The 20,913-nt window shown below is 68.5% G+C and carries 19 protein-coding genes; 13 read left to right on the plus strand and 6 right to left on the minus strand.

Translation table 11 applies throughout. From position 1 onward, the window contains the following. Positions 1 to 41: 41 nt before the first annotated feature. The gene (locus ACWETB_RS01480; RefSeq protein WP_348805482.1) at positions 42 to 1,334 is read right to left on the minus strand and encodes an ion channel protein; all 1,293 of its coding nucleotides are present in this window, start codon (positions 1,332 to 1,334) and stop codon (positions 42 to 44) included. Between the two features lie 48 nt (positions 1,335 to 1,382). Between ACWETB_RS01480 and ACWETB_RS01485 the strand changes: the two genes are divergently transcribed. Then, positions 1,383 to 2,555 (plus strand): MalY/PatB family protein, encoded by a 1,173-nt coding sequence (locus tag ACWETB_RS01485; RefSeq protein ID WP_449743409.1) that lies wholly within the window; start codon positions 1,383 to 1,385, stop codon positions 2,553 to 2,555. Positions 2,556 to 2,642: 87 nt separating this feature from the next. Here the strand turns inward: ACWETB_RS01485 and ACWETB_RS01490 are convergent, their stop codons facing one another. Then, positions 2,643 to 3,317: a class I SAM-dependent methyltransferase gene (locus ACWETB_RS01490; protein ID WP_452208777.1), complete on the minus strand. Its 675-nt coding sequence runs from the start codon at positions 3,315 to 3,317 to the stop codon at positions 2,643 to 2,645. Positions 3,318 to 3,393: 76 nt separating this feature from the next. On the opposite strand from ACWETB_RS01490, the gene ACWETB_RS01495 reads away from it, so the two are divergent. The 5 genes from ACWETB_RS01495 (at position 3,394) to ACWETB_RS01515 (ending at position 9,531) form a co-directional block, all read left to right on the plus strand. After that, entirely contained in the window at positions 3,394 to 4,176 is a 783-nt protein-coding gene (locus ACWETB_RS01495; protein WP_452208779.1) for an LLM class F420-dependent oxidoreductase, read from the plus strand. Positions 4,177 to 4,235: 59 nt separating this feature from the next. Continuing rightward, positions 4,236 to 5,048: a DUF1295 domain-containing protein gene (locus tag ACWETB_RS01500; RefSeq protein WP_452208781.1), complete on the plus strand. Its 813-nt coding sequence runs from the start codon at positions 4,236 to 4,238 to the stop codon at positions 5,046 to 5,048. Between the two features lie 38 nt (positions 5,049 to 5,086). Next, positions 5,087 to 7,114 (plus strand): TPM domain-containing protein, encoded by a 2,028-nt coding sequence (locus tag ACWETB_RS01505; RefSeq protein ID WP_452208783.1) that lies wholly within the window; start codon positions 5,087 to 5,089, stop codon positions 7,112 to 7,114. A gap of 610 nt (positions 7,115 to 7,724) precedes the next feature. Continuing rightward, entirely contained in the window at positions 7,725 to 8,207 is a 483-nt protein-coding gene (locus ACWETB_RS01510) for a MarR family winged helix-turn-helix transcriptional regulator (protein WP_449743480.1), read from the plus strand. Positions 8,208 to 8,232: 25 nt separating this feature from the next. Then, positions 8,233 to 9,531, plus strand: coding sequence for an MFS transporter (locus ACWETB_RS01515; RefSeq protein WP_452208785.1), 1,299 nt, complete (start codon positions 8,233 to 8,235; stop codon positions 9,529 to 9,531). 137 nt (positions 9,532 to 9,668) lie between these two features. Here the strand turns inward: ACWETB_RS01515 and ggh are convergent, their stop codons facing one another. Next, on the minus strand, positions 9,669 to 11,009 hold the full coding sequence (ggh, locus tag ACWETB_RS01520) for a glucosylglycerate hydrolase (protein WP_449743402.1): 1,341 nt from the start codon (positions 11,007 to 11,009) through the stop codon (positions 9,669 to 9,671). A 68-nt stretch (positions 11,010 to 11,077) separates the two neighbouring features. On the opposite strand from ggh, the gene ACWETB_RS01525 reads away from it, so the two are divergent. After that, on the plus strand, positions 11,078 to 11,758 hold the full coding sequence (locus ACWETB_RS01525) for an SDR family oxidoreductase (RefSeq protein ID WP_452208787.1): 681 nt from the start codon (positions 11,078 to 11,080) through the stop codon (positions 11,756 to 11,758). 12 nt (positions 11,759 to 11,770) lie between these two features. Here ACWETB_RS01525 and ACWETB_RS01530 read toward each other — a convergent pair whose 3' ends face one another. Genes ACWETB_RS01530 through ACWETB_RS01540 form a run of 3 tightly spaced genes read right to left on the minus strand, consistent with a single transcriptional unit; the run spans position 11,771 to position 14,872 of the window. After that, the gene (locus tag ACWETB_RS01530; protein ID WP_449743400.1) at positions 11,771 to 12,169 is read right to left on the minus strand and encodes a nuclear transport factor 2 family protein; all 399 of its coding nucleotides are present in this window, start codon (positions 12,167 to 12,169) and stop codon (positions 11,771 to 11,773) included. A 60-nt stretch (positions 12,170 to 12,229) separates the two neighbouring features. Beyond that, positions 12,230 to 13,402, minus strand: coding sequence for a thiolase family protein (locus ACWETB_RS01535; protein WP_452208789.1), 1,173 nt, complete (start codon positions 13,400 to 13,402; stop codon positions 12,230 to 12,232). A gap of 27 nt (positions 13,403 to 13,429) precedes the next feature. Beyond that, the gene (locus ACWETB_RS01540; RefSeq protein ID WP_452208791.1) at positions 13,430 to 14,872 is read right to left on the minus strand and encodes an MFS transporter; all 1,443 of its coding nucleotides are present in this window, start codon (positions 14,870 to 14,872) and stop codon (positions 13,430 to 13,432) included. 55 nt (positions 14,873 to 14,927) lie between these two features. Here ACWETB_RS01540 and ACWETB_RS01545 point away from each other — a divergent pair, with 55 nt between their 5' ends. The 6 genes from ACWETB_RS01545 (at position 14,928) to ACWETB_RS01570 (ending at position 20,870) form a co-directional block, all read left to right on the plus strand. Beyond that, positions 14,928 to 15,419 carry a winged helix-turn-helix transcriptional regulator gene (locus ACWETB_RS01545; RefSeq protein WP_449743397.1) on the plus strand — a complete coding sequence of 164 codons (492 nt, stop codon included), beginning with the start codon at positions 14,928 to 14,930 and terminating at the stop codon, positions 15,417 to 15,419. A gap of 127 nt (positions 15,420 to 15,546) precedes the next feature. Beyond that, complete coding sequence (locus tag ACWETB_RS01550) at positions 15,547 to 16,548, plus strand: hypothetical protein (protein WP_449743396.1); 1,002 nt, start codon at positions 15,547 to 15,549, stop codon at positions 16,546 to 16,548. Continuing rightward, on the plus strand, positions 16,545 to 17,228 hold the full coding sequence (locus ACWETB_RS01555; protein WP_452208794.1) for a DUF4129 domain-containing protein: 684 nt from the start codon (positions 16,545 to 16,547) through the stop codon (positions 17,226 to 17,228). Before ACWETB_RS01550 ends, ACWETB_RS01555 begins: the two co-directional genes overlap by 4 nt. Then, the gene (locus tag ACWETB_RS01560) at positions 17,225 to 18,532 is read left to right on the plus strand and encodes a DUF4350 domain-containing protein (RefSeq protein WP_452208796.1); all 1,308 of its coding nucleotides are present in this window, start codon (positions 17,225 to 17,227) and stop codon (positions 18,530 to 18,532) included. The genes ACWETB_RS01555 and ACWETB_RS01560 overlap by 4 nt, the downstream gene beginning before the upstream one ends. Then, on the plus strand, positions 18,529 to 19,581 hold the full coding sequence (locus ACWETB_RS01565; protein ID WP_452208798.1) for an AAA family ATPase: 1,053 nt from the start codon (positions 18,529 to 18,531) through the stop codon (positions 19,579 to 19,581). The genes ACWETB_RS01560 and ACWETB_RS01565 overlap by 4 nt, the downstream gene beginning before the upstream one ends. Beyond that, positions 19,581 to 20,870: a DUF58 domain-containing protein gene (locus ACWETB_RS01570; RefSeq protein ID WP_449743393.1), complete on the plus strand. Its 1,290-nt coding sequence runs from the start codon at positions 19,581 to 19,583 to the stop codon at positions 20,868 to 20,870. Before ACWETB_RS01565 ends, ACWETB_RS01570 begins: the two co-directional genes overlap by 1 nt. Positions 20,871 to 20,913 lie beyond the last annotated feature (43 nt).

Raw genomic sequence — 20,913 nt, forward strand, 5'->3', positions numbered from 1 at the left:
GATAGGCGAATGATACCCGGCGCGTCCGACACGGTGGATGCTCAGCCCGTCGCGGACCGGGCCCGCTCCTCGTCGGTCGTCGCGCGCAATTCGGGAGCGTTGGCCACGACGAGCCACGCGGCGAGCGTCGCGAGGAGCACCGGAACAACCAGATTCCATTGCGGCACCACCGCGAGCGCGATGAACAGGCTCACCCAGCCGTTACGGGTGGCGGCCACCACGATGCCGGCCGTGGCGGCGGCGACGGCGTCGACCAGCGGGATGGACGTCCAGATCGTGTGGATACCGAAACCGAGTGCGACGCCGATGAAGACGGCCGGGAAGATCCGGCCGCCACGGAAACCGGCGGCCGCGGCGATCAGCAGGGCGAGGAGTTTGATACCGGCCATCACGAAGAAGCCCAGGGCGGTCGTCGAGCCGAGTTCCCCGGGTAGTTCCTTGGCCTGATCGAGGCCCTTGAACAGGGTGATCTCGCCGCCGAGTGCGCCGAGTGCGCCCAGCGCGAGTCCGGCGAGCGTCAGCAGCAGCACCGGGTTGGCGATCCGGTGCATCAGTCGGTGCAGCGGGTCGAAGACGAACGCGGCGACCACACCGAGCGCGGCCGCCACGACGGCGACGCCAATGGCGACGAGCACGTCGCGCAGACCGTCGAAGGAGTCGTCGGGCAGGCCGATCGACAGGCTCAGATCGGTGAATCGCAACATCACGAACGATCCGGTGGCGGCGGCCACCAGCGGCAGATACAGCCTGTTCCACAACGGGATACGCGAGTCCCCGGCATTGACCTCGGACAGCATCAGCGCCGCGGCCACCGGGGTACCGAACAGCGCGCCGATGGTGGCCGCGGTGGACAGTCCCAGCCAACGCTCGCCGCCCAGTGCGGGCAGCACCCGGACACCGATGGCGACGATGAGCGCGGCGTTGATCGCCATGATCGGGTTCTCCGGGCCCAGACTGACACCTCCGGCGAGGGTGAGCACCGTGGCGACGGTCAATCCGGGTACCGCGGACGGCGGCAGGGGACGCGACACCAGTTCGACGGTGGCCGGATCCTCGCCGGCGTGGCCGGGTGCGTACCGGATGACCAGGCCGACGAGCAGGCCGGTCGCCGTCAGGATCGTCAGCGTCCACCACCAGGTGTCGGCGGTGGCGCCGACCGTCGACGCGAGGTCGTCCCAGATGAGTCGCTGCAGGAACTCGGCCAGCGCCGAGATGCCCCACAGGCCGAGCGCGCAGACGGCGCCGACGGCGAGGGCCACCGGCGTCAGGGCAAGGAGCCGGCCGACTGGTACCCGCACCGACCCCTCGGTGGATGGCTCTGGCGTTTCACTCACAGAGCGATTGTGGTCGATTGGGTAGACGGATTGGGTAGACAGGTGGACATGCACCCGCAATCCTCCCGTCCCGTTGCGCCTCCACTGTCCGAGTTGCGACGCCGGACCAGTGCGAAGTGGCGCACCTATCCCGACGACGTGCTGCCGTTGTTCGTCGCGGAGATGGACTACGGACTCGCGCCGGTGGTCGCCGAGGCGATGGTGGATCTGATCCGGACCTCGGATCTGGGCTACGCCGAGTCCGCGGGCCCGGCCGGTCCGGCGTTCGCCGGGTTCGCGCGACGACGATGGGGCTGGGACGTCGCACCCGAGGACGTGCACCCGACCACCGACGTGAGCGTGGTGATCGTCGAAGCCCTGCGGGTGGCGATCACCCCCGGTGACCCGGTGATCATCACGCCGCCGGTGTATCCGCCGTTCTTCGATCTCATTCCCGAGGCCGGCGGGCAGCCGGTGACGGTGCCGCTCGTGCGCGATGACGCCCGGACGACTGGACATCGTCTTGATCTGGACGGGATCTCGGCCGCCTTCGCGGCCGGGGCTCGCGCAATCCTGTTGTGCCATCCGCACAATCCGCTCGGGCTGGTCCACCCGCGCGGCGACCTCGAGGCGCTGGCCGAATTGGCCGCCGAGCACGGGGCGGTGGTGCTCAGCGACGAGATCCACGCGCCGCTGGTGCATCCCGGAACCGAGTTCGTCCCGTTCCTGGCGGTGAGCGACACGGCGCGCGAGGTCGGGATCGCGGCGGAGTCGGCGAGCAAGGCGTTCAATCTCGCCGGTGCGAAATGTGCGCTGACCGTCGTCGGCAGCAACCCGATGCGCGCGCTGATCGACCGGCAACCCGAGGAGGTCGCGTTCCGCACCAGCATCCTCGGGCGGGCCGCGACCGCGGCGGCCTTCGAGCACGGCGACGACTGGCTCGACGCCACCCTCGAGGTGATCGGCGAGAGTTTCGAACTGCTGGATCAGCTTGTTGCACAGCATCTTCCCCAGGTCCGGTGGCAACGTCCGGCCGCGTCCTACCTGGCCTGGCTGGACTTGCGGGCCACCGGTCTCGGTGACGACCCCGGCATCCCCATCCTCGACGACGGCCGCGTCGCCCTGCACCGCGGACCGGCCTTCGGCGTGCAGGGCAACGGCTTTGCTCGACTCAACGTCGCCTGCTCGGCGGAGGTGCTCACCGAGGCGGTCGAGCGGATCGGGCGGGTGGTCGGCGGGTAGGTGGCGCAGTCACTGCGTGGGAGAGCGCTGTCAGCGTGGACGCGAGCGCTGTCAATGAACAAGCCAGCGCCGAACAAGCAAGCGCCGTCAGCTCCGCTGCGCTCGCAGCACCACGTCGTTGATGTGGTGTCCACCGCCGGCGGGCCGCCCCCGTTCCCGGGTCTCGTGGGTGTGGATCGTCCAACCGTCACCCAGCATCGCGGCGACGTCGCCGGGCTGGACGTAGTCATCCGGGTCGAAGCCGTGGGCACGCACGCCTTCGGGTGCGTGCGCGACGACGAGCAACGTCCCACCCGGCCCGACCGCGTCGATCAGCTTGCGTGCGACGTGCACGTCGGTGGCCTTGATAGGGAAGTAGTGCGCGGTCACCAGCCCGAAGTCGCGACCCGGGACGTCGTCGGTGACGAGGTCGGCACGGACCCAGGTGATGGCCTCGCGCGGATCGATCTCCCGGGCGCGGTCGATGGCGACCTGGGAGATGTCGAGGGCGCTCACCTGCCAGCCCTGATCGGCCAGCCAGCGAGCGTCGGCACCCTCACCCGATCCGACCTCCAGCGCGCTACCCGGTTCGAGGTCCGACACCTCAACGGGCAGAGCAGGATTGACGTCAGATGTCCAGAGCTTCCCGGCGTCGCGGTACCGCGCATCCCATTCGTCGGCACTGTGTGGATCAACACCGCCTGGATCAACACCGCCTGGATCAACACTGTGTGGATCAACGCCGCCTGGATTGATGTCTGTGTGGTGGTTCTCGGTGGTCATGACGCCACTGTGGCACGGCGTCCGGCCACCGTCGAGGCTCCTTGCGCGCTCGGCAAGAACGGGCAGACTGGTGCTCATGGCCTTCCCCATTCGTATCGGTGTCCAGATCCAGCCCCAACACGCCCCCGACTACTCACTCATCCGTGATGCGGTCCTGCGCGCCGAGGACGCCGGCGTCGACGTGGTCTTCAACTGGGATCACTTCTATCCGCTCTACGGTGATCCGGACGGCGCCCACTTCGAATGCTGGACGATGCTCGGCGCGTGGGCCGAGCAGACCGAACGCGTCGAGATCGGCGCCCTGGTGACCTGCAACTCCTACCGCAATCCCGAATTGCTCGCCGACATGGCGCGCACCGTCGACCACATCTCCGGCGGTCGCCTCATCCTCGGTATCGGCGCGGGCTGGTTCCAGAAGGACTACGACGAGTACGGCTATGAATTCGGTACCCCCGGAACACGACTCGCCGATCTCAGCGAGGCGCTGCCGCGTATCGATGCCCGGCTGAAGAAACTCAATCCGGCACCGACCCGCCACATCCCGATCCTCATCGGTGGGAGCGGCGAGAAGAAGACCCTGCGGTATGTCGCCGAGTACGGCGATGCCTGGCACGGCTTCAACGACGTGGAGATCTACCGGCACAAGTCGAAGGTGCTCGCCGGGCATTGCGAAGCGGTGGGCCGCGATCCCGGCGACATCGAGCGGTCGGCCGGCGTCCAGTACAAGGGCGACGTCGACGAACTGCTGCGCAGCGCCGACGCGATCAGCGCCGAGGGCGTGACGTTGTTGACCGTCGGGATCACCGGACCCGACTACGACATGACCCCGGTGGAGGCGCTGTGCCGCTGGCGCGGATGATGATTCACTGAACTCAGGCATCAGGGAGCGAGTGCCCCCGGAGGATCCGAGGAGACGAGATGTCGGCGATCTGGGTGGTGGCGATCATCGCGGCCGCGGTCTGCGTGTGCTGTTGGGTGGCGTCGCTGATCACCGGCGACACGTCCTGGGTCGACCGCATCTGGTCGGTGGTGCCGGTCGTCTACCTGTGGGTGTTCTGCGGGGCCGCCGGATTCGACGATCCGCGCCTGCTGGTGATGGCGCTCCTGGTGACCCTGTGGGGTGCGCGGTTGACGTTCAACTTCGCACGCCGCGGCGGGTACTCGGGCATGGAGGACTACCGCTGGCAGATCCTGCGGTCCAAGATGACGGGCCCGCAGTTCGGGCTGTTCAACCTGTTCTTCATCGTCATCTATCAGAACCTGCTGCTGGTGCTGATCACGCTGCCGGCCAACACCGCACTGCATCACCAGGGCGGTTTCGGTGTGCTCGACGTCGTCCTGGCCGTGTTGTTCCTGGCCTTCCTGGCCGGTGAGACCGTCGCCGATCAGCAGCAGTGGGAGTTCCACGCCCGCAAGGCGGCCGACGTCGCGGCGGGTCGGGAGCCGGCCTCGCGGTTCCTGCGCACCGGCCTGTTCCGCTACTGCCGGCACCCGAACTACTTCTGCGAGCAGGCGCAGTGGTGGGTGATCTACGCGTTCGGGGCGTCGGCGGCGGGTTCGGTGCTGCAACCGAGCATCGTCGGCGCACTGCTGCTGACCGTGTTGTTCATCGGATCGACGAGGTTCACCGAGTCGATCACCGTGTCCAAGTACCCGGAGTACACCGACTACCAGCGCAGCACCTTCGGGTACTTTCCGCTGCCACCGCGCAGACACACGCAGGTTGCCTGACCACCGTTCCCCTCGGGGGTAGTGACTATCTTGTTCCCATGGGTTGCGCACGAGTGTCCGGACCTGTCCGTGCCGCGCTGACTGTGGTGGTGAGTGCTGCCGCGTTACTGGTATGCCTGCTCACCGCCGGTTTCGCGGCTGCCGAACCGCCGTCCCGGCTTCCCGAGCCGGTGTCCGACCCGGCCGACGTGCTCACCGAATCCCAACGCGCCGACATCGAGCGGGCCGTCGACGAACTCTCCGACAAGCACAACGTGCAGCTGTGGGTGGTCTATGTGAAGACCTTCGGCGGTCTGGACACCACCACCTGGGCGCAGCAGACGATCGCACTCAGTGAGCTCGGCAATCAGGACCTGCTGCTCGCGGTTGCGACCGACGACCGCGCCTATCGGTTCGCCGTTCCCGACAACGCCTCGACCACCGATCTGACCAACGAGGATCTGGCATCGATCGCGCAGGACGACATCGTGCCCGCGCTCCGCCGACAGGACTGGGCCGGGGCGGCCATCGGCGCGGCCAACGGGGTCAGCTCGACCCTCGATCCGTCCTACACCGGCTACCTGGTGGCCGGCGGGGTCGGCGCGGTCGCGGTGATCGGCGGCGGTGGTGCGTGGGCCTACTCGCGGCGCCGCAAGCGCCAACAGGTCGAGGCAGGCGTGGAAGCCGTCCGGGATCAGGAACTGACCGCCGATCAGCTGGCGGCGCAGCCGCTGGAGGTGCTCGATCCGTGGTCGCGGGAGGTGCTCACCGACACCGACAACGCGATCCGCACCAGCGACGAGGAACTCCGGCTGGCGATCGGCGAGTTCGGCGCCGGTCAGACGGCGCCGTTCCGGTCGGCGGTCGATGCCGCCAAGGCGGCGCTCGCGTCGTCATTCGCGCTGCGGCAACGCCTCGACGACAACATCCCCGAGACCCCCGACGAACAGCGCTCGATGCTGGTACAGATCATCACCACCTGCACCGACGCCGACCGCGCCCTCGACGAGCAGGTCACCGCGTTCGACGAGATGCGCAACCTGCTGATCAACGCGCCGGCGCGCTTCGACGAGCTCACCCGCCGGGTCGTCGACCTGCATACCCGGGCCGATGCATCCGAGCAGCAGTTGAGCGGACTCGTCGCCCGGCACGGTGAGCAGACGTGCACCTCGATCCTGCAGAACGTGGTGCTCGCGCGGCAGGAGATCGAATTTGCCGAGCGCAGCGCCGATCAGGGCCGGTCGGCCATCGCCCGCCCGGCCGGGGAACAGGGACCGGCCGTCGCCGACATCCGAGCCGCCGAGGGCGCGATCGCCCAGGCCGACAAACTCCTCGACGCCATCGACAACGCCGAGGGCAACATTGCTGCCGCGCACAGCCAGATGGGTTCGCTGATCGCCGAGGTGGAGGGCGAGATCGCGGAGGCCGCCGCACTGACCGCCGACGGCGGGCCCGGCCTGGCGAATGCGGTGACGGCGGCGTCGACGGCGCTGTCGAATGCGAAGACCCGGTCCGAGGACGACCTGCTCGGCACCTTCACCGCCCTCGTGGACGCCGACGCCGACCTCGACGACGCGCTGGAAGCGGCGCGCGGCGCGGCCGCCGAGCGCACCCGCCGGGCCGAGGTGCTGTCGGCGGCACTGACCGCCGCCGAGGCCAAGGTAACGGCGGCGCGGGACTTCATCGGCACCCGGCGCGGTGCCGTGCAGTCGGTGGCACGCACCCGGCTGTCGGAATCCGAACGGCTCCTGCAGGCCGCGCGCGACGCGTCGGCCACCGATCCGTCCACCGCGACCGACTCGGCGCGACGTGCCGGTGCCCTCGCCGATCAGGCGCTGATGGCGGCCCAGGGTGACGTGGTCAGCTGGCAGCAGGGGCAGCAGGGGCAGCAGCGCTCGTCCGGGTCGTCGGCGGCCGGGGCGGTCCTCGGCGGCATCCTCGTGGACAGCTTCCTGCGCGGCAGCATGCGCGGCGGCGGTTTCGGAGGTGGATTCGGCGGCGGTGGCTACACCAGCGGCGGGCGCAGTCCCGGGTCGTTCGGCGGGTCGTCGAGTTCGGGTCGGATCGGGGTCGGCGGGCGGTTCTGATCGGCAAGGTACTGCTTCGGATGATCATTCGCGACACCAACGTCGTCTCCGAGCTCATGGGCACAGAGCTCATGGGCACAGAGCTCATGGGCACAGAGCTCATGGGCACAGAGCTCATGGGCACAGTGCCCGATGCCCGGGTTCGAGTGGGTGGACCGACCCATCGGGCGGTGACCGCAGCCGTCCCTCCTGCCACGCCCGTGTTCGCGTCGGGCTACGTCGCGGAATCCGGGGACGACGAAGCGGGATCGGCATCGGCGGGCGGACCATCATCGGCACCGGAAGCCGGTTCGGATCGGAGCTTCGGGGGTGCACTGGGCACCGGTGTGGCCTGCTGCCGTCCCCACACGAAGTAGGCGATCGGGCCGAGGAAGTTGACGAAGCTCGCCGCGACCCACGCCCCTTGGGTCCGCGCACCAGGTAGTCGGGCCGCAACCACAGGTCGCGCAGCGCGGCCACCTGCAGGGCGATCTGTGCTGTCGCGCCACCGATGATCAGCGCTCGCGAACGGGTGGACAGTTTGGTGAACCGCTTCTTTCGACGTCGTGTCATATGTCACAGTAGTCCCGCTTTTACTTCGATACTCTAAGTATTAGAGTTACGAAGTGTGATGGCGACCAAGGACGACAACGTCGCAGTGGCCCGGCGGCTGCGGCCCGCGGTCACCCGGCTGTACCTGATGATGCGTCGCCACACCCCGATCCCCGAGTACACCGCGGCACAGGCATCCGGCATGGCCACCCTGCTCGACCACGGACCGATGCGGATGGGCGAGTTCGCCGACCGCGAATCGATCCGGATGCCGACCGCCACCAGCCTCATCGACGGGCTCATCCGCAACGGGCTGGTGCAACGCGAACGCGATCCGGCCGACCGCCGTGCGGTTCTGGTGTCGGTGACCGATCACGGTCATGCGGTCCTCGACCGGGTTCGAGCCCAACGCGATGACGCCCTGGCCGTCGCCATCGCAGCGCTCTCCGACGACGACCGCGCCGCGCTGGCCGCCGCCGCACCGGCCCTGCAGGCCCTCCACGAATCCCTTGAGGGCGCTGTGCAATCGAAGAACGCGCAATCCAAGACCGTCCACCGATAAAGACACACCGTCAGCGAGGAGAACAATGACCACCACCTCGACGACACCGGCCCAGAGTTCCGACGCCGCAACATCTTCCGACCAGCCCCACGACGAGCACTCGTTGCTCGCGACCTTTGCCCGGCAACCGAGAACCGTCTGGGTGACCGCCTTCGCCGCGGTCATCGCGTTCATGGGCATCGGCCTGGTCGACCCGATCCTCAACAGCATCGCCGAGGCGCTCAACGCCCCGCCGGACAAGCTGACCCTGCTCTTCGGTGTCTACGTCGGCGTGCAGTGCGTCGCCATGCTGATCACCGGATGGTCGGCGTATCGGTTCGGTCCCAAGCGCACCCTGACCGCGGGTCTGACGCTCATCGTCGTCGCCGCGGGAATCTCGGCCTTCGCCAACGGAATCGACCAGCTCATCGCCTACCGCGTCATCTGGGGATTGGGTAATGCCCTGTTCATCGCGACGGCCCTGGCCTTCATCGTCAGCTCCGCCAAGGGCAGTCAGCACGGCGCGATCATGCTCTACGAGGCGGCGCTCGGCGTCGGCCTGGCCGTCGGCCCGCTGCTGGGTGCGATCCTCGGATCGTGGACCTGGCGTGCGCCTTTCGGCGGTACCGCCATCCTGATGTTGATCGGCGCCATCCTGTGTGCGGTGATGTTGCCCGCCGACGGCCCGCGCACCGAACGCCAGCCCGTGCGGATCATCGATCCCCTCAAGGCACTACGCAACCGCACCCTGCTGATCACCTCGATCGGTTCGGCCTTCTATACCGGTGCCCTGTTCACCGTCATCGCCTGGGCCCCGATTGCCATGGGGCTCAAGCCGATCTGGGCCGGACTCATCTTCTTCGGCTGGGGTCTGCTGACCGCGCTGGCCGGCGTGTTCGTGGCTCCGCGCCTCGCCGAGAAGATCGGTCAGCGCGGCGGTGTGATGACGGCGATCGCCACCTACGCCGTCGTCATGGCCCTCGCCGGGGTCGGCACCTTCACCGACCAGGTGTGGCTGATCGGTCTGGCCGTCGTGCTCTCGGGTATCCCGTCGGGCGTGCTCAACACGCTGTTCACCGGTGTCGCCATGTCGTCCGGTGACGCGAGCACCCCGCGGTCGGTGTCGAGTGCCGGCTACTCGTTCCTGCGCTGGGCCGGTGCCGCGGTCGCCGCTGTGCTCGTCGCCCATCTGGCCGAATGGTTCTCGTCGGTGGCCGCTCCGTGGTGGTTCGCCGCCGGGTACTGCGTCGTCGCCGTCATCGCGGTGAGTTTCGTGACCACCAAGGCCGCCGAATCGCGTGACGTCGATGAGGAAGCCGCCCTGATCGGGGCCGAGGAGTACTGAGCCGTACCACTGCCGATACAACCGGGATGAGTAGCAGCAGCAACGTCAATTATTGACGCGAGCAGCGCTATTCGTCCCGGTAGTATTCGCCTGTCCCCATTCCCCTGTGCCCCATTCCCCCTGGCTTACCGAGTGGATCAGTCCAGCCAGTCCAGCACCGACGCCGCGGTCCAGCTCTGCTGCATACTGCCGAGCGGTTCCCCGGTGAACGGTTCGTAGTACTCGGCGAACGCACCGTCGGTGGCCTGCCGCAACCCCTCGTCGCGCAGCCGGGCCGAGCGTTCCGGCCAGCCGCGCCGCGCGAACGCCCAACTGAACAGCCACGTCATCACCGGCCACACCGGGCCACGCCAGTACTCCCGCGGCCGGAAGTCGTTGGAGATCGGCGACGTCGACGGCGGTACGGCGTAGCGCAGGTCGGGGTGACCGCAGAACCGTGGGCCGTCGAACAGGCGCATCAGCGCGCGCTCGGAATCTCGGGACAGTCCACCGCACAACAACGGTGCGAACTGCGCGATCGTTTCGGTGGTGATCCACCTGTTCGCACGGAGATCGAAATCCCTTGCGGCACCGTTTCTCTCGTTGGAGGCCGCGACCACGCCGGCCCGGAACCGATCCGCCCAGGCCCGCAGATCGCGGACATCGGCGCGCGGCTTCGAGTAGTCCTCGCCGATCGTCGCGAGGACGTCACACGCGAGCGCGAAGATCGCGCTGACGAAGACGTCCTCGACGGCGAAGCTCATCACCTTGGGGAGCAGATCGTCGTCGTAGTTGGCGCGCTTCATCTCCTCGACGAGCCAGATGTAGCGGTCGTATTCGAGGTCGGTCGGTCGCATCGACAGGTCGGAGACGTGGTCGAGGTCGGCGCGCTGGAACGGTGGGAGGTCGTCACCCGGCGTGACACCCGCGTAGGGCTTGTCCCAGCGCGGGGAGTTGTCCATCCCGGATTCCCACCCGTGATAAATGGTGATGCGGCCCCGGCCGTTGGGGTCACGGGCGTGCGCGAGCCATCGATGCCACCGCACCAGCGAACCCCACCGGCGGTCGATGAACTCGTTGGCCACCTGCCGCGTGGTGCGCCCATGACGACGCGAGTGATCGAGGATCCGCTGCACCGCAATCGCGTGCACCGGCGGCTGGGTGATGCCGGAGGTGTCGGGGTAATCCGGCGAACAATCGGCCAGCCGCGCGCACTCCCACCGACGTGGGCCCGGGAAGTAGCCGTCGCGACCGTTGGCGAACACGATGTGCGGGATCATCCCGTTGGTCCACTGCGCCGAGAGCAGCGTGTCCATCTCGATGACGGCGCGCTCCACCGACAACGGGGCCAACCCGACCGTGACGAACGCCGCATCCCAGCTCCACATATGCGGGTAGAGCCGGGGTGCGGCACTGGTCATCGTGCCCAAGTCATTGCCCCGCAGCAGGTACGCGGCACGCGCCGCGAGCTGCGTCGGGGTGAATCCATAGCGCGCCACGCGTCGATTCTGCCCCGCGGACCCCGATGCCGCCGGGCGAGCGCACTGGAGCCCCTAGGCTTGACCCCATGCCCACCGCACTGATCACCGGCGCGAGCCGCGGCCTCGGTGCCGAGATCGCCCGGCAACTCGCCCCCACCCACGACCTGCTGCTCGGCGGCCGACCGTCGGCCGAGCTGGATGCCTTGACCACGCAACTCGACGGCGCCTCCACCTTCCCGGTGGAGCTGACCGACCACGACGCCGTCGAGGCCGCCACGGAGGCCATCACCTCCCTCGACGTCCTGGTGCACAACGCCGGGGTGGGCAGCAGCCTGTCGCCGGTCGGCGAGACACCCGCCGACGAGTGGCGCCACATCCTCGAGGTGAACCTGATCGCCGCGGCCGAACTCACCCGCCTGCTGCTCCCCGCGCTGCGCGCGGCGGGCGGGCACGTCATCTTCATCAACTCCGGCGCCGGTCAACGCGCCAATCCCGGGTGGGCGCCGTACGCGGCGAGCAAATTCGGGCTACGGGCCCTTGCCGACGCCCTGCGGGCCGAGGAACCGGACCTGCGCGTCACCTCGGTCTTCCCCGGCCGCATCGACACCGACATGCAACGCGACCTCATCGCCATCGAGGGCAAGGAGTACGACGCATCGCAGTTCCTCGCCCCGGCGACGGTGGCCGCGGCCGTGCTGATGGCGATCCACACACCCGCCGACGCCCACCCCACCGAGATCGTGCTGCGGCCGACCGGACGTCAGTGATGCGTCAGGGCGTCACAGCTGGACCAGGTCGGAGGCCTGCCACACCGCACGCATCGAGGTGATCTTGCCGTCGGCGTCAAACACCATGATGTCGACCGGGGTGATCTCGAAGCGCATCCCGGCGGTGCCGGTGACCAGGGTGAACTCGAAGACCGCGGTGTCGCCGGCGATCTTCTTCCACTTCAGGGTCGCGGTGCGCTCGTCCATGCCGGTGATCACCGAGTAGAACTCCACCAGCTGCTCGCGGGTGTCGCGGATGTCGGCGCCGATCGGGTCCTCGACGGTGGCGTCGGCGGCGTAGAGATCGGCGATCTGTTCGGCGGTGCCACTGGTGAGGTACTCGATGTAGTTCTCGACGACGGCGTTGATCTTGTCGCTGAGTTCGGCTGCGGTGTCCTGCTCGACGGTCATGGGTACCCTTCCAGGGAAACGAGAACGTGTTCTAGTTTCACGGTAGCAGTCGCGCGCCGCTCAGCCGAGCCGTTCGTAGATCGTCGCGTTGGCCAGACCGCCCGCCTCGCACATCGTCTGCAGCACGTACCGGCCACCGGTCTGCTCGAGGGCGTTGATCGCCGTCGTCGCCAATCGCGCGCCGCTGGCGCCGAGTGGGTGGCCGATCGCGATCGCTCCGCCGTGCACGTTGACCCGATCGAGGTGGACGCCGAGGTCGCGTGCCCAGGCCAGCACCACCGGCGCGAACGCCTCGTTGACCTCGAACAGGTCGATGTCGGCGAGAGCCAGTCCGGCCTTCGCCAGCACCTTGCGGGTGGCCGGAATGATCGCGGTGAGCATCAACAGCGGATCGTCGCCGGCGACCGCCATCGTGTGCACCCGCACGCGCGGGCGCAGGCCGAGCGCAGCGGCCCGCTCCTCGCTCATCACCAGCACGGCCGCCGAGCCGTCACTGATTTGGCTCGCGTTGGCCGCCGAGATCACCCAGTCGATCTCGGGGAACCGCACCCCCATCGCCGGGTCGTGGTAAGCCGGAGGCAGAGCGGACAGTTGACCGAGGGTGGAGCCGACCCTGATTCCCTCGTCGGCGGTGAGCCCGGCCAGGGGTGCGATCTCCTGGTCGAAACGTCCGTCCTTGGTTGCGGCGGCTGCCAATTCGTGTGAGCGCAGCGAGAACTCGTCGATGGCCGACTTGGCAATGCCCCAGCGCACCGCGATCAGCTCCGCGGAGATCCCCTGTCCCACAAGCCCGTCGGGGTAACGCGCGTCGAAGGCGACTCCATTGGGATCGCTGACACCTTGAGCAGCCGATCCCATGGGCACCCGCGACATGGATTCCACTCCGGCCGCGACGACGACGTCGTTGACACCGGCCATGATGCTCTGCGCGGCAAAGGCGATCGCCTGTTGTCCACTTCCGCATTGTCGGTCAACGGTGACACCCGGAACCGACTCGGGGTATCCCGCGGCGAGCAAGCCGCGACGGGCGATGTTGAAAGACTGCTCACCGACCTGGGTGACCGCCCCGGTGATCACGTCGTCGATGTCGGACGGTTCGATTCCGTTGCGCGACACGATCTCTCGAAGGGAGTGCGCGAGCAGGTCAACGGGATGCACGTCGTGCAGAGCTCCGGAGGGCTTACCCTTGCCGACCGGGGTTCGGACGGCGTCGACGATGACGGCAGTGGTCATGATGAATCTCCTTGCATCAGTGGGTTACTACATACGGGGGTTGCTCGGGTCCCGGCGATCGCCGGGGACGGGTGTGGTGGCAGTGAGCGGGTCGCCGGCCGGAGTCGTGACGGTGACCCCGGCGTAGGCGACCAACGCGGCGGCCCCGGCGATGGCTGCGATGATCCACCACGAGACGCAGCGCGCGAGTCCACCGGCGAGGACGGCGACGAGCACACTCGTGCCGATCGTGGTGCCGAACTGTCTGCCCATGGTGACGACGGCGCTCCCGCGCGCCGCCATGTCCATCGACAGTCGCTGCGTTGCGCCCGCCAGCAGGGCTGGGATGGTCAGTCCCACGCCGATTCCACCGAGAAGCCATCCCGGCAGGAAGCAGGCTGCGTACGAACCATGAAGCGCGGCAATAGACGTGGAAACACCGATCACGATGCTGCCGGCGGCCCAGATCAGCGATCCGAGTGCGGCGAGCGGCCACGGCGAGATATGTGCCGCCCGACGGCCGACCAGCACCGTCACCACCGGCACCATCAACGGTCCGGGCGCGATGGCGAGTCCGCTGAGCAGCACCGAATAGCCCCCGTCCTGCTGCAGCAACAGGATGGCGTTGAGGAGTCCGGCGGCGAATGCGACGCTGAAGATCAGCATCGCGATCGTACCGAAGGTGAACCGTCGATCGTCGAACAGTTGCCGTGGGACGAGCGCCTCGGCCGCCCGGCGATCGGCGACGACGAAGACGGCCGCAGAGAGCACTGCCGCCACAAGCACCGCGATCGACGACGGAGAGCCCCAGCCCCAACTGTCGCCGTTGATCAGATACAAAACCGCCAGAGCACTCGCCGCCCCCAACAGCACCGAACACATCAGCGTTCGCACCACCGAGCCCGGAGCTCGTCGGCGTTGCGCGGATGCCGGATCCTTCGCGAACACGCCCAGCGCGAGCAGGACGAAGGCGATCCCCAGCGGCACGTTGATCACGAACGCCATGCGCCAACTGATCTCGACGAGGACGCCACCGACCACCGGGCCCAGTGCCGCCGCCATGCCCGACGTCGCCGCCCAGATCCGCATGCCCGCCGCGCGGCGGTGGGCCGGTAGCGAGGTGACCAGCAGCGACATGCTCGCGGGTGTCAGCGCTGCCGCGCCGACCGCCTGCAGCACGCGCGCGCCGATCAGCACACCGAGCGTCGGTGCCGCGGCCGCCAGTGCCGAGCCGGCCGTGAACACGAGGACACCGGTGATGAATCCGCGGCGGTTGCCCACCCGATCGCTCCACGATCCGAGTGGGACGAGCAGCGCGGCGAAGGTGATCGCGTACGCCGACAACGTCCAGCTGATCGTGCCCAGGCCGGAACCGGGGAATTCGTGTGCGAGCTGATCGAAGGCGACGTTGACGACGAACAGGTCGAGTGCAACCAGAAAGGGTGCCCCGCACGCTACCGTCAGCAGCCACTTCTGACTATGGGATCTCATAGTCAGATGTCTACACCCTGACTATTGCACGGTCAAGTCAGAGTAGGATGGGTTCATGAATCTGACGGGGCCCCTCACCGACCGCGACAGCTGGAAGGCTCGGCACTGCTCCATCGACAAGGCCATGGGCGTCGTCGGCACCCGGTCGGCGATGCTGATCCTGCGTGAGGCCTTCTACGGCGCAACCAGATTCGACGAGTTCGCCCGGCGGGTCGGCATCACCGACGCCGTCGCCTCGGCGCGATTGCGGGAGCTCACCGACGCCGGCATCTTCGTCAAGGTCCCCTACCGCGAGCCGGGCAGCCGCGTGCGTAACGAGTACCAACTCACCGAGATGGGCCGTGACCTGCTCCCCGTCGTCCTCGGGCTGATGCAGTGGGGCAACCGGTACCTGCAGGACGACGGTGGACCGCTGCGGCTCAATGCCGTCGACGACGGCACTCCCGTCACCGTCGAGGTCCGCTCCGCCGACGGGGAGCGACTCGGCTCCGACGACATCGCCGTCTCCGTCGCACCCCACGTCATGCGATCAAACGATCGGGACTGACGCCACGTCGGCAGGCGGGGCAGGGTTGGGTGTTTGATATGTTCGCCGACACGTTGGCGAACGCCGACTGTGCTCGACCGAACCGGGGATCACGCGCGACCCCGACGACCCGCTGGGAGGAGCCGCGATGACCTACCCATCGGGTCCGCAAGGGGGTTCGGCGCAGAGTGGTCCGGTGCAGTGGGGATCGGCCATCGGCGGGCCGCAACCACCACCGGTGTGGCAGCAGCCGACACCCGCGCACAAGCCCGGCGTCGTGCCGCTGCGGCCGCTCGACACACGTGACCTGATCGACGCCACGTTCTCGGCGATCCGATTCTTCCCCGGCATCACCTTCGGGATCACGGCCGGTCTCACCGCTCTCCTGACCGTCGTCTCGGCCGTCCTCGCCGCAGTGATCGTCACCGTCGAATCCGGCGGACATCCCGACCTCACGTCGTGGTTGGGCGCGATGGACAACGACTGGGCGAACTCACTGATCGGCGCGGCGGTCGTGGCACTGGCGGCCGGCCCCCTGGCCTACCCGCTCAACGCCGCCGCGGTCGGCGTGCGCACGACGTGGGCGGAGCTGTGGGCTCAGGTCCGTCCCGTCGGCGGGCACATCCTGGCGGTGGCGCTGGTGCTGTGCGGGGTGTTCTGCATTCCCGACGTCGTCGTCCTCGCCCTCGATTCGCTGACGGGCGGCGACGACGATCTCGTCGTCGCGGCCATCCTCCTCGTCGGTGTCGCGGCGATCATCCCGACCATCTGGGTCACCGTGCGGATCGCACTCGCCCCGGCGGCGGTGGTGATCGAACGGCTCGGCCCGCTCGCCGCGATCCGCCGGTCCGCGACGCTGACGCACCGATCCTTCTGGCGCTACTTCGTTGTGCTGCTCCTCATCTGGATCCTCTCCGGGATCATCAACGGGGTGCTGGGTATGGCATCGGAGATGATCTCCGATGCCACCGGAAGCGGCGGGGTGGCCGCCCTCGTCTCCGCAGCGGTTCTGGTACCGCTGATCACCGCGCTGGTCTCCCCCGTCGAGGCGATCGCGACGTCGCTGCTGCACGTCGACGCCCGGATCCGGCGCGAGGGCTACGACCAACAACTCGCCCAGATCGCCGCCGCGCGGGGAGGCCCGCGATGAGCGGCTCGATCATCCTTCTCGCCGACGGACTCTCGCCTGACAACGACCAGGCCCGCCAGTGGGCCCGCGACGAGTTGTCGGGATCGCGCTATCAGCCCCCACAACCCGGTCTGCTCGACCGACTCGCCGACGGGCTCTCGCGCTGGTTCACCGACCGGGTCGGGGATCTGCTCTGGTCGGATGCGAGTGTCGCCACGATCATCGGGGTCGTGCTGGGGCTGCTCGTCCTCGCATTGATCGTCTACGCGCTACTCTTCGTCCGCCGCACGCCACGCTCCGTTTCCGACGCCGAGGTCGGTCCGGTCCTGGGCGGTGACCCGTTGTCGGCCAAGGAGTTTCGTCGCAAGGCCGAGGAGATGCTCGCCGCCGGCGATCACGACGGATGTGTACGCGAGGCGATGCGTGCGCTGACCCGGCGCTCCGCCGAACGGGGTGTGCTGCGCGACGCCCCGTCGCTGACCGCACACGAGGTGGCGGTGCGCCTGCGCACGCCGTTCCCCGACCACGGACGCGAACTCACCTACGCGGCCAACCTGTTCGACGCGGTGGTCTACGGATACCGGCACGCCACCGCCGAGCAGGCCCGCCTCGTCCTCGATCTCGATGAGTCCCTGCGCGCGACCCGGCCGGCGACGTCGACGACACCCGCTGCCGTCGAGGGATTCGCGGTGCCGCGATGACCACCGACGTCTCTGCCGGAGGCACCGCCACCGCATCGACGGGCCCGGTGCCGGCCCCGCCCCGCCGGAACCGCCGGCGGGCCCTGTGGATCTGGTTGCCGATTGCCGCGGTCATCCTGGTCATCGTCGCGATCCTGGCCATCGTCGCCGTCGGGGGGTCCGCCGACGAACGCGGCAACTCAGTCCCCGGCGATCCGGGCAATTACGGCGGGAACGGTTCCAGTGCACTCGCGAACATCATCGGTGACCACGGCGGCGACGTGAAGGTCGTTCGCGGACTTGCCGATCTGACGGTCACCCCGAAACCCGACGGCGACACCACCGTCGTGGTCACCAACACGCCGGCGATGACCGCCGAAACCGCCCGGGCGTTTGCCGAGCGGGTCCGGGGCGCGAGGCGGGTGGTGCTCGTCGACGCGAACGATACGGTGCTGGACGCCCTCGGTCTCCCGGTGACCGAGTGGAGCAGTGTGGTCTTCGGCCAGTCGGGCATCCGCGCGGACTGCAGCGTCGCCGGAATCGAACCGACCGATACGGTGACGCCGTCGACCGCCCACTACGTGGCCACCGATGCGTCGTCGACCGTGTCGTGCTTCCCGTCCGGGTCGGCGAACGATCCGGCGGCGGGAACACCCGGTGCCGAGGTGGTGGTCGCCGATCCCTCGGCCGACCTGCCCGAGACGATCGTGATGACCGGCGCGATGACCACCAATTCCAGCCTGGCCGACGTCGACAATGCCGGGGTCACCGTGCGCACCATGGCCACCGGCGACAACGTGCTCTGGTACGTTCCCCTGCCCTCCGATCGTGTCGAGAGCGAGGACGACGATGAGGACTCCGTTCTCCCGTCGATCGTCTGGCCGTTGTTCTTCCTCGCCTTCTTCGTCACGATCGCCGTCTCGCTGTGGCGCGGCCGCCGATTCGGACCACTTGTCGCCGAACCACTTCCGGCCGTCGTCAAGGCCATCGAGACGACCCGGTCACGGGGACGCCTCTACCGCAAGGCCGCCGACGCCGGGCGTGCCGCCGCAATCCTGCGCGTCCACACCACCGCGTCGATCGCCCGCTACCTCGGCCTGGCCTACGACCCGGTCCGGGCACTCGACGCGATCTCCTCGGACACACCGATCGAGCACGACCCGGCACTGGATTCCGTCGTTGCCGCCGTCGCGTCGGCGACCGGACGCGACTCCCGACAGGTCGCCGCGCTGCTGGTCGGCCCACTCCCCACCGACGACACCCAGCTGGCGCAGTTCACCTCCGACCTGACCGACCTCGAGAAGGAAGTTCGACGCACACCATGACCTCTGAACCCGCGACCCCTCACCCCACTGCGCACTCCGAGCCCACCGTCTCCGTCGCCAAGGACGCCGCCGGAGCCCAGGACACTGCCGGAGCCGCAGCCCGCGATCCACGCCAGACCCTGGGTGCGGTCCGCGCCGAGGTCGCCAAAGCGGTTGTCGGACAAGACCCGGCCGTCGCCGGCATCCTCATCGCGCTGCTGTGCCGTGGTCACATCCTGCTCGAAGGTGTTCCGGGAGTGGCGAAAACCCTGCTGGTGCGATCGGTGGCGCAGGCGTTGGCGGTGGACACCAAACGGGTGCAATTCACCCCGGATCTGATGCCCGGTGACGTCACCGGGTCGCTGATCTTCGACAACGCCACCTCCGAGTTCACCTTCCGGCCCGGTCCGGTCTTCACTAACCTGCTTCTCGCCGACGAGATCAACCGCACCCCACCCAAGACCCAGGCCTCGTTGCTGGAGGCGATGGAGGAACGTCAAGTCTCCGTCGACGGTGTGCCGCGGCCGCTGCCCGACCCGTTCCTGGTGGCGGCCACCCAGAATCCCGTCGAGTACGAGGGCACCTATCCGCTGCCCGAAGCCCAGTTGGACCGGTTCCTCCTGAAGGTCACGTTGCCGATCCCGCCGCGCGACGACGAGATCACCGTATTGAGCAGGCACGCAGCCGGATTCAATCCGCGTGACCTGACCGCCGCGGGCCTGCGACCGGTGGCCTCGGCGGCCGACATCGTCGCCGGCGCCGACGCGATCCGACACGTGGCGGTGGCGCCGGCGATCGCCGCCTACATCGTCGACATCGCGCGCGCCACCCGCAGTTCACCGTCGCTGGCGTTGGGGGTCAGTCCGCGTGGTGCCACCGCATTGTTGTCCACGAGCCGTGCCTGGGCGTGGCTGTCCGGCCGTGACTTCGTCACCCCGGACGACGTCAAGGCACTCGCGCAATCGACTCTGGCCCATCGGCTCTCGTTGCGTCCGGAGGCGGAGTTGGAGGGCGTCTCGGTGGCCGCGGTGCTCGACGCCGCGATCAACTCGGTACCGGTCCCGCGCTGATGGTGCTGACCGGCCGCTTCGTCGCCCTCCTCTCGCTGGGCATCATTCCTGCGGTGGTGTTCCCCCACGTGTGGGTGGTGTTGCTGTGGGTGTTCGCCTGCGCGGTGGTGATGGCGGTCGATCTGCTCGCGGCCGGTTCGACGGCGCTGCGACTGTATCGCCTTCCGTCGGCACCAATCCGTCTCGGTGCTGCCGGTTCGTCGGTGATCGTCGCCGAGAATGTCGGGACCCGGAGATTCAGAGGGCGGCTGCGTGATTCGTGGCAGCCCTCGGCCGGGGTGCGGTCCGGTGAGCACGACCTCGACATCCCGCCGGGCGAGCGCCGGGAACTGACCACCGTTCTGGTGCCGGTGCGCCGCGGTGATCGGCTCGCGGTACGCGCGACCATCCGACGCCCCGGTCCGCTCGGCCTGGCCGCACGACAGCACAGCTATCCTCTGCCCGGGGTGATTCGTGCCCTGCCACCATTCAATTCACGCAAGCACCTCCCCTCACGCCTGGCCCGGCTACGCCAGCTCGACGGTCGGTCGGCCGTGCGTATCCGCGGTCAGGGCACCGAATTCGATTCGCTGCGTGACTATGTCGAAGGTGACGACGTCCGCAGCATCGACTGGCGCGCGACGGCACGCCGACGCTCGGTGGTCGTGCGTACCTGGCAGCCGGAGAAGGACCGCCACATCATCATCGTGCTGGACACCTCCCGGACCTCCGCGGCACGCGTCGGTGACGCGCCCCGCCTCGACGCGGCGATGGATGCGGCACTGCTGTTGTCGGCGTTGGCCGCCCACGCCGGTGATCGGGTCGACCTGATCGCCGGTGACAGGGTGATCCACCGACGTGTCGTCGGGTCGCCGCGCACCACCCTGCTCGGCGACCTGGTCAACGCGATGACCGAGCTGCAACCGGCTCTGTTGGAAGCGGATTGGCCGTTGTTGGCCGCCGAGGTCACCACGCTCACGCGGCAGCGGGCGTTGGTGGTGCTGCTGACGCCGCTCGAACCGGCCGCGGTGGAGGAATCGCTGCTCGCTCCGTTGTCGGTGCTCGCGTTGCGGCACAAGGTGATCATCGGCTCGGTCCGCGACCCGGCGGTGGAGGAGATGAGTGCGCGACGCGACGACGCCGCCGAGATCTACGAGGCAGCCGCGGCGGCGCGCACCCTGATGGTGCGTGAACGGACCGAATCGGCGCTGGGACGCATCGGGGTCGACGTGGTCGATGCCGATCCCGAACACCTCCCGGCCGCTCTGGCCGATCACTACCTGGTGCTCAAGTCACGCGGGCTGTTGTAGCAGTTTCGGTGGGGCCCTTCGTGATTCGATGCGCGGCCGAGTG

The sequence above is a fragment of the Gordonia sp. NPDC003950 genome (assembly GCF_053605205.1).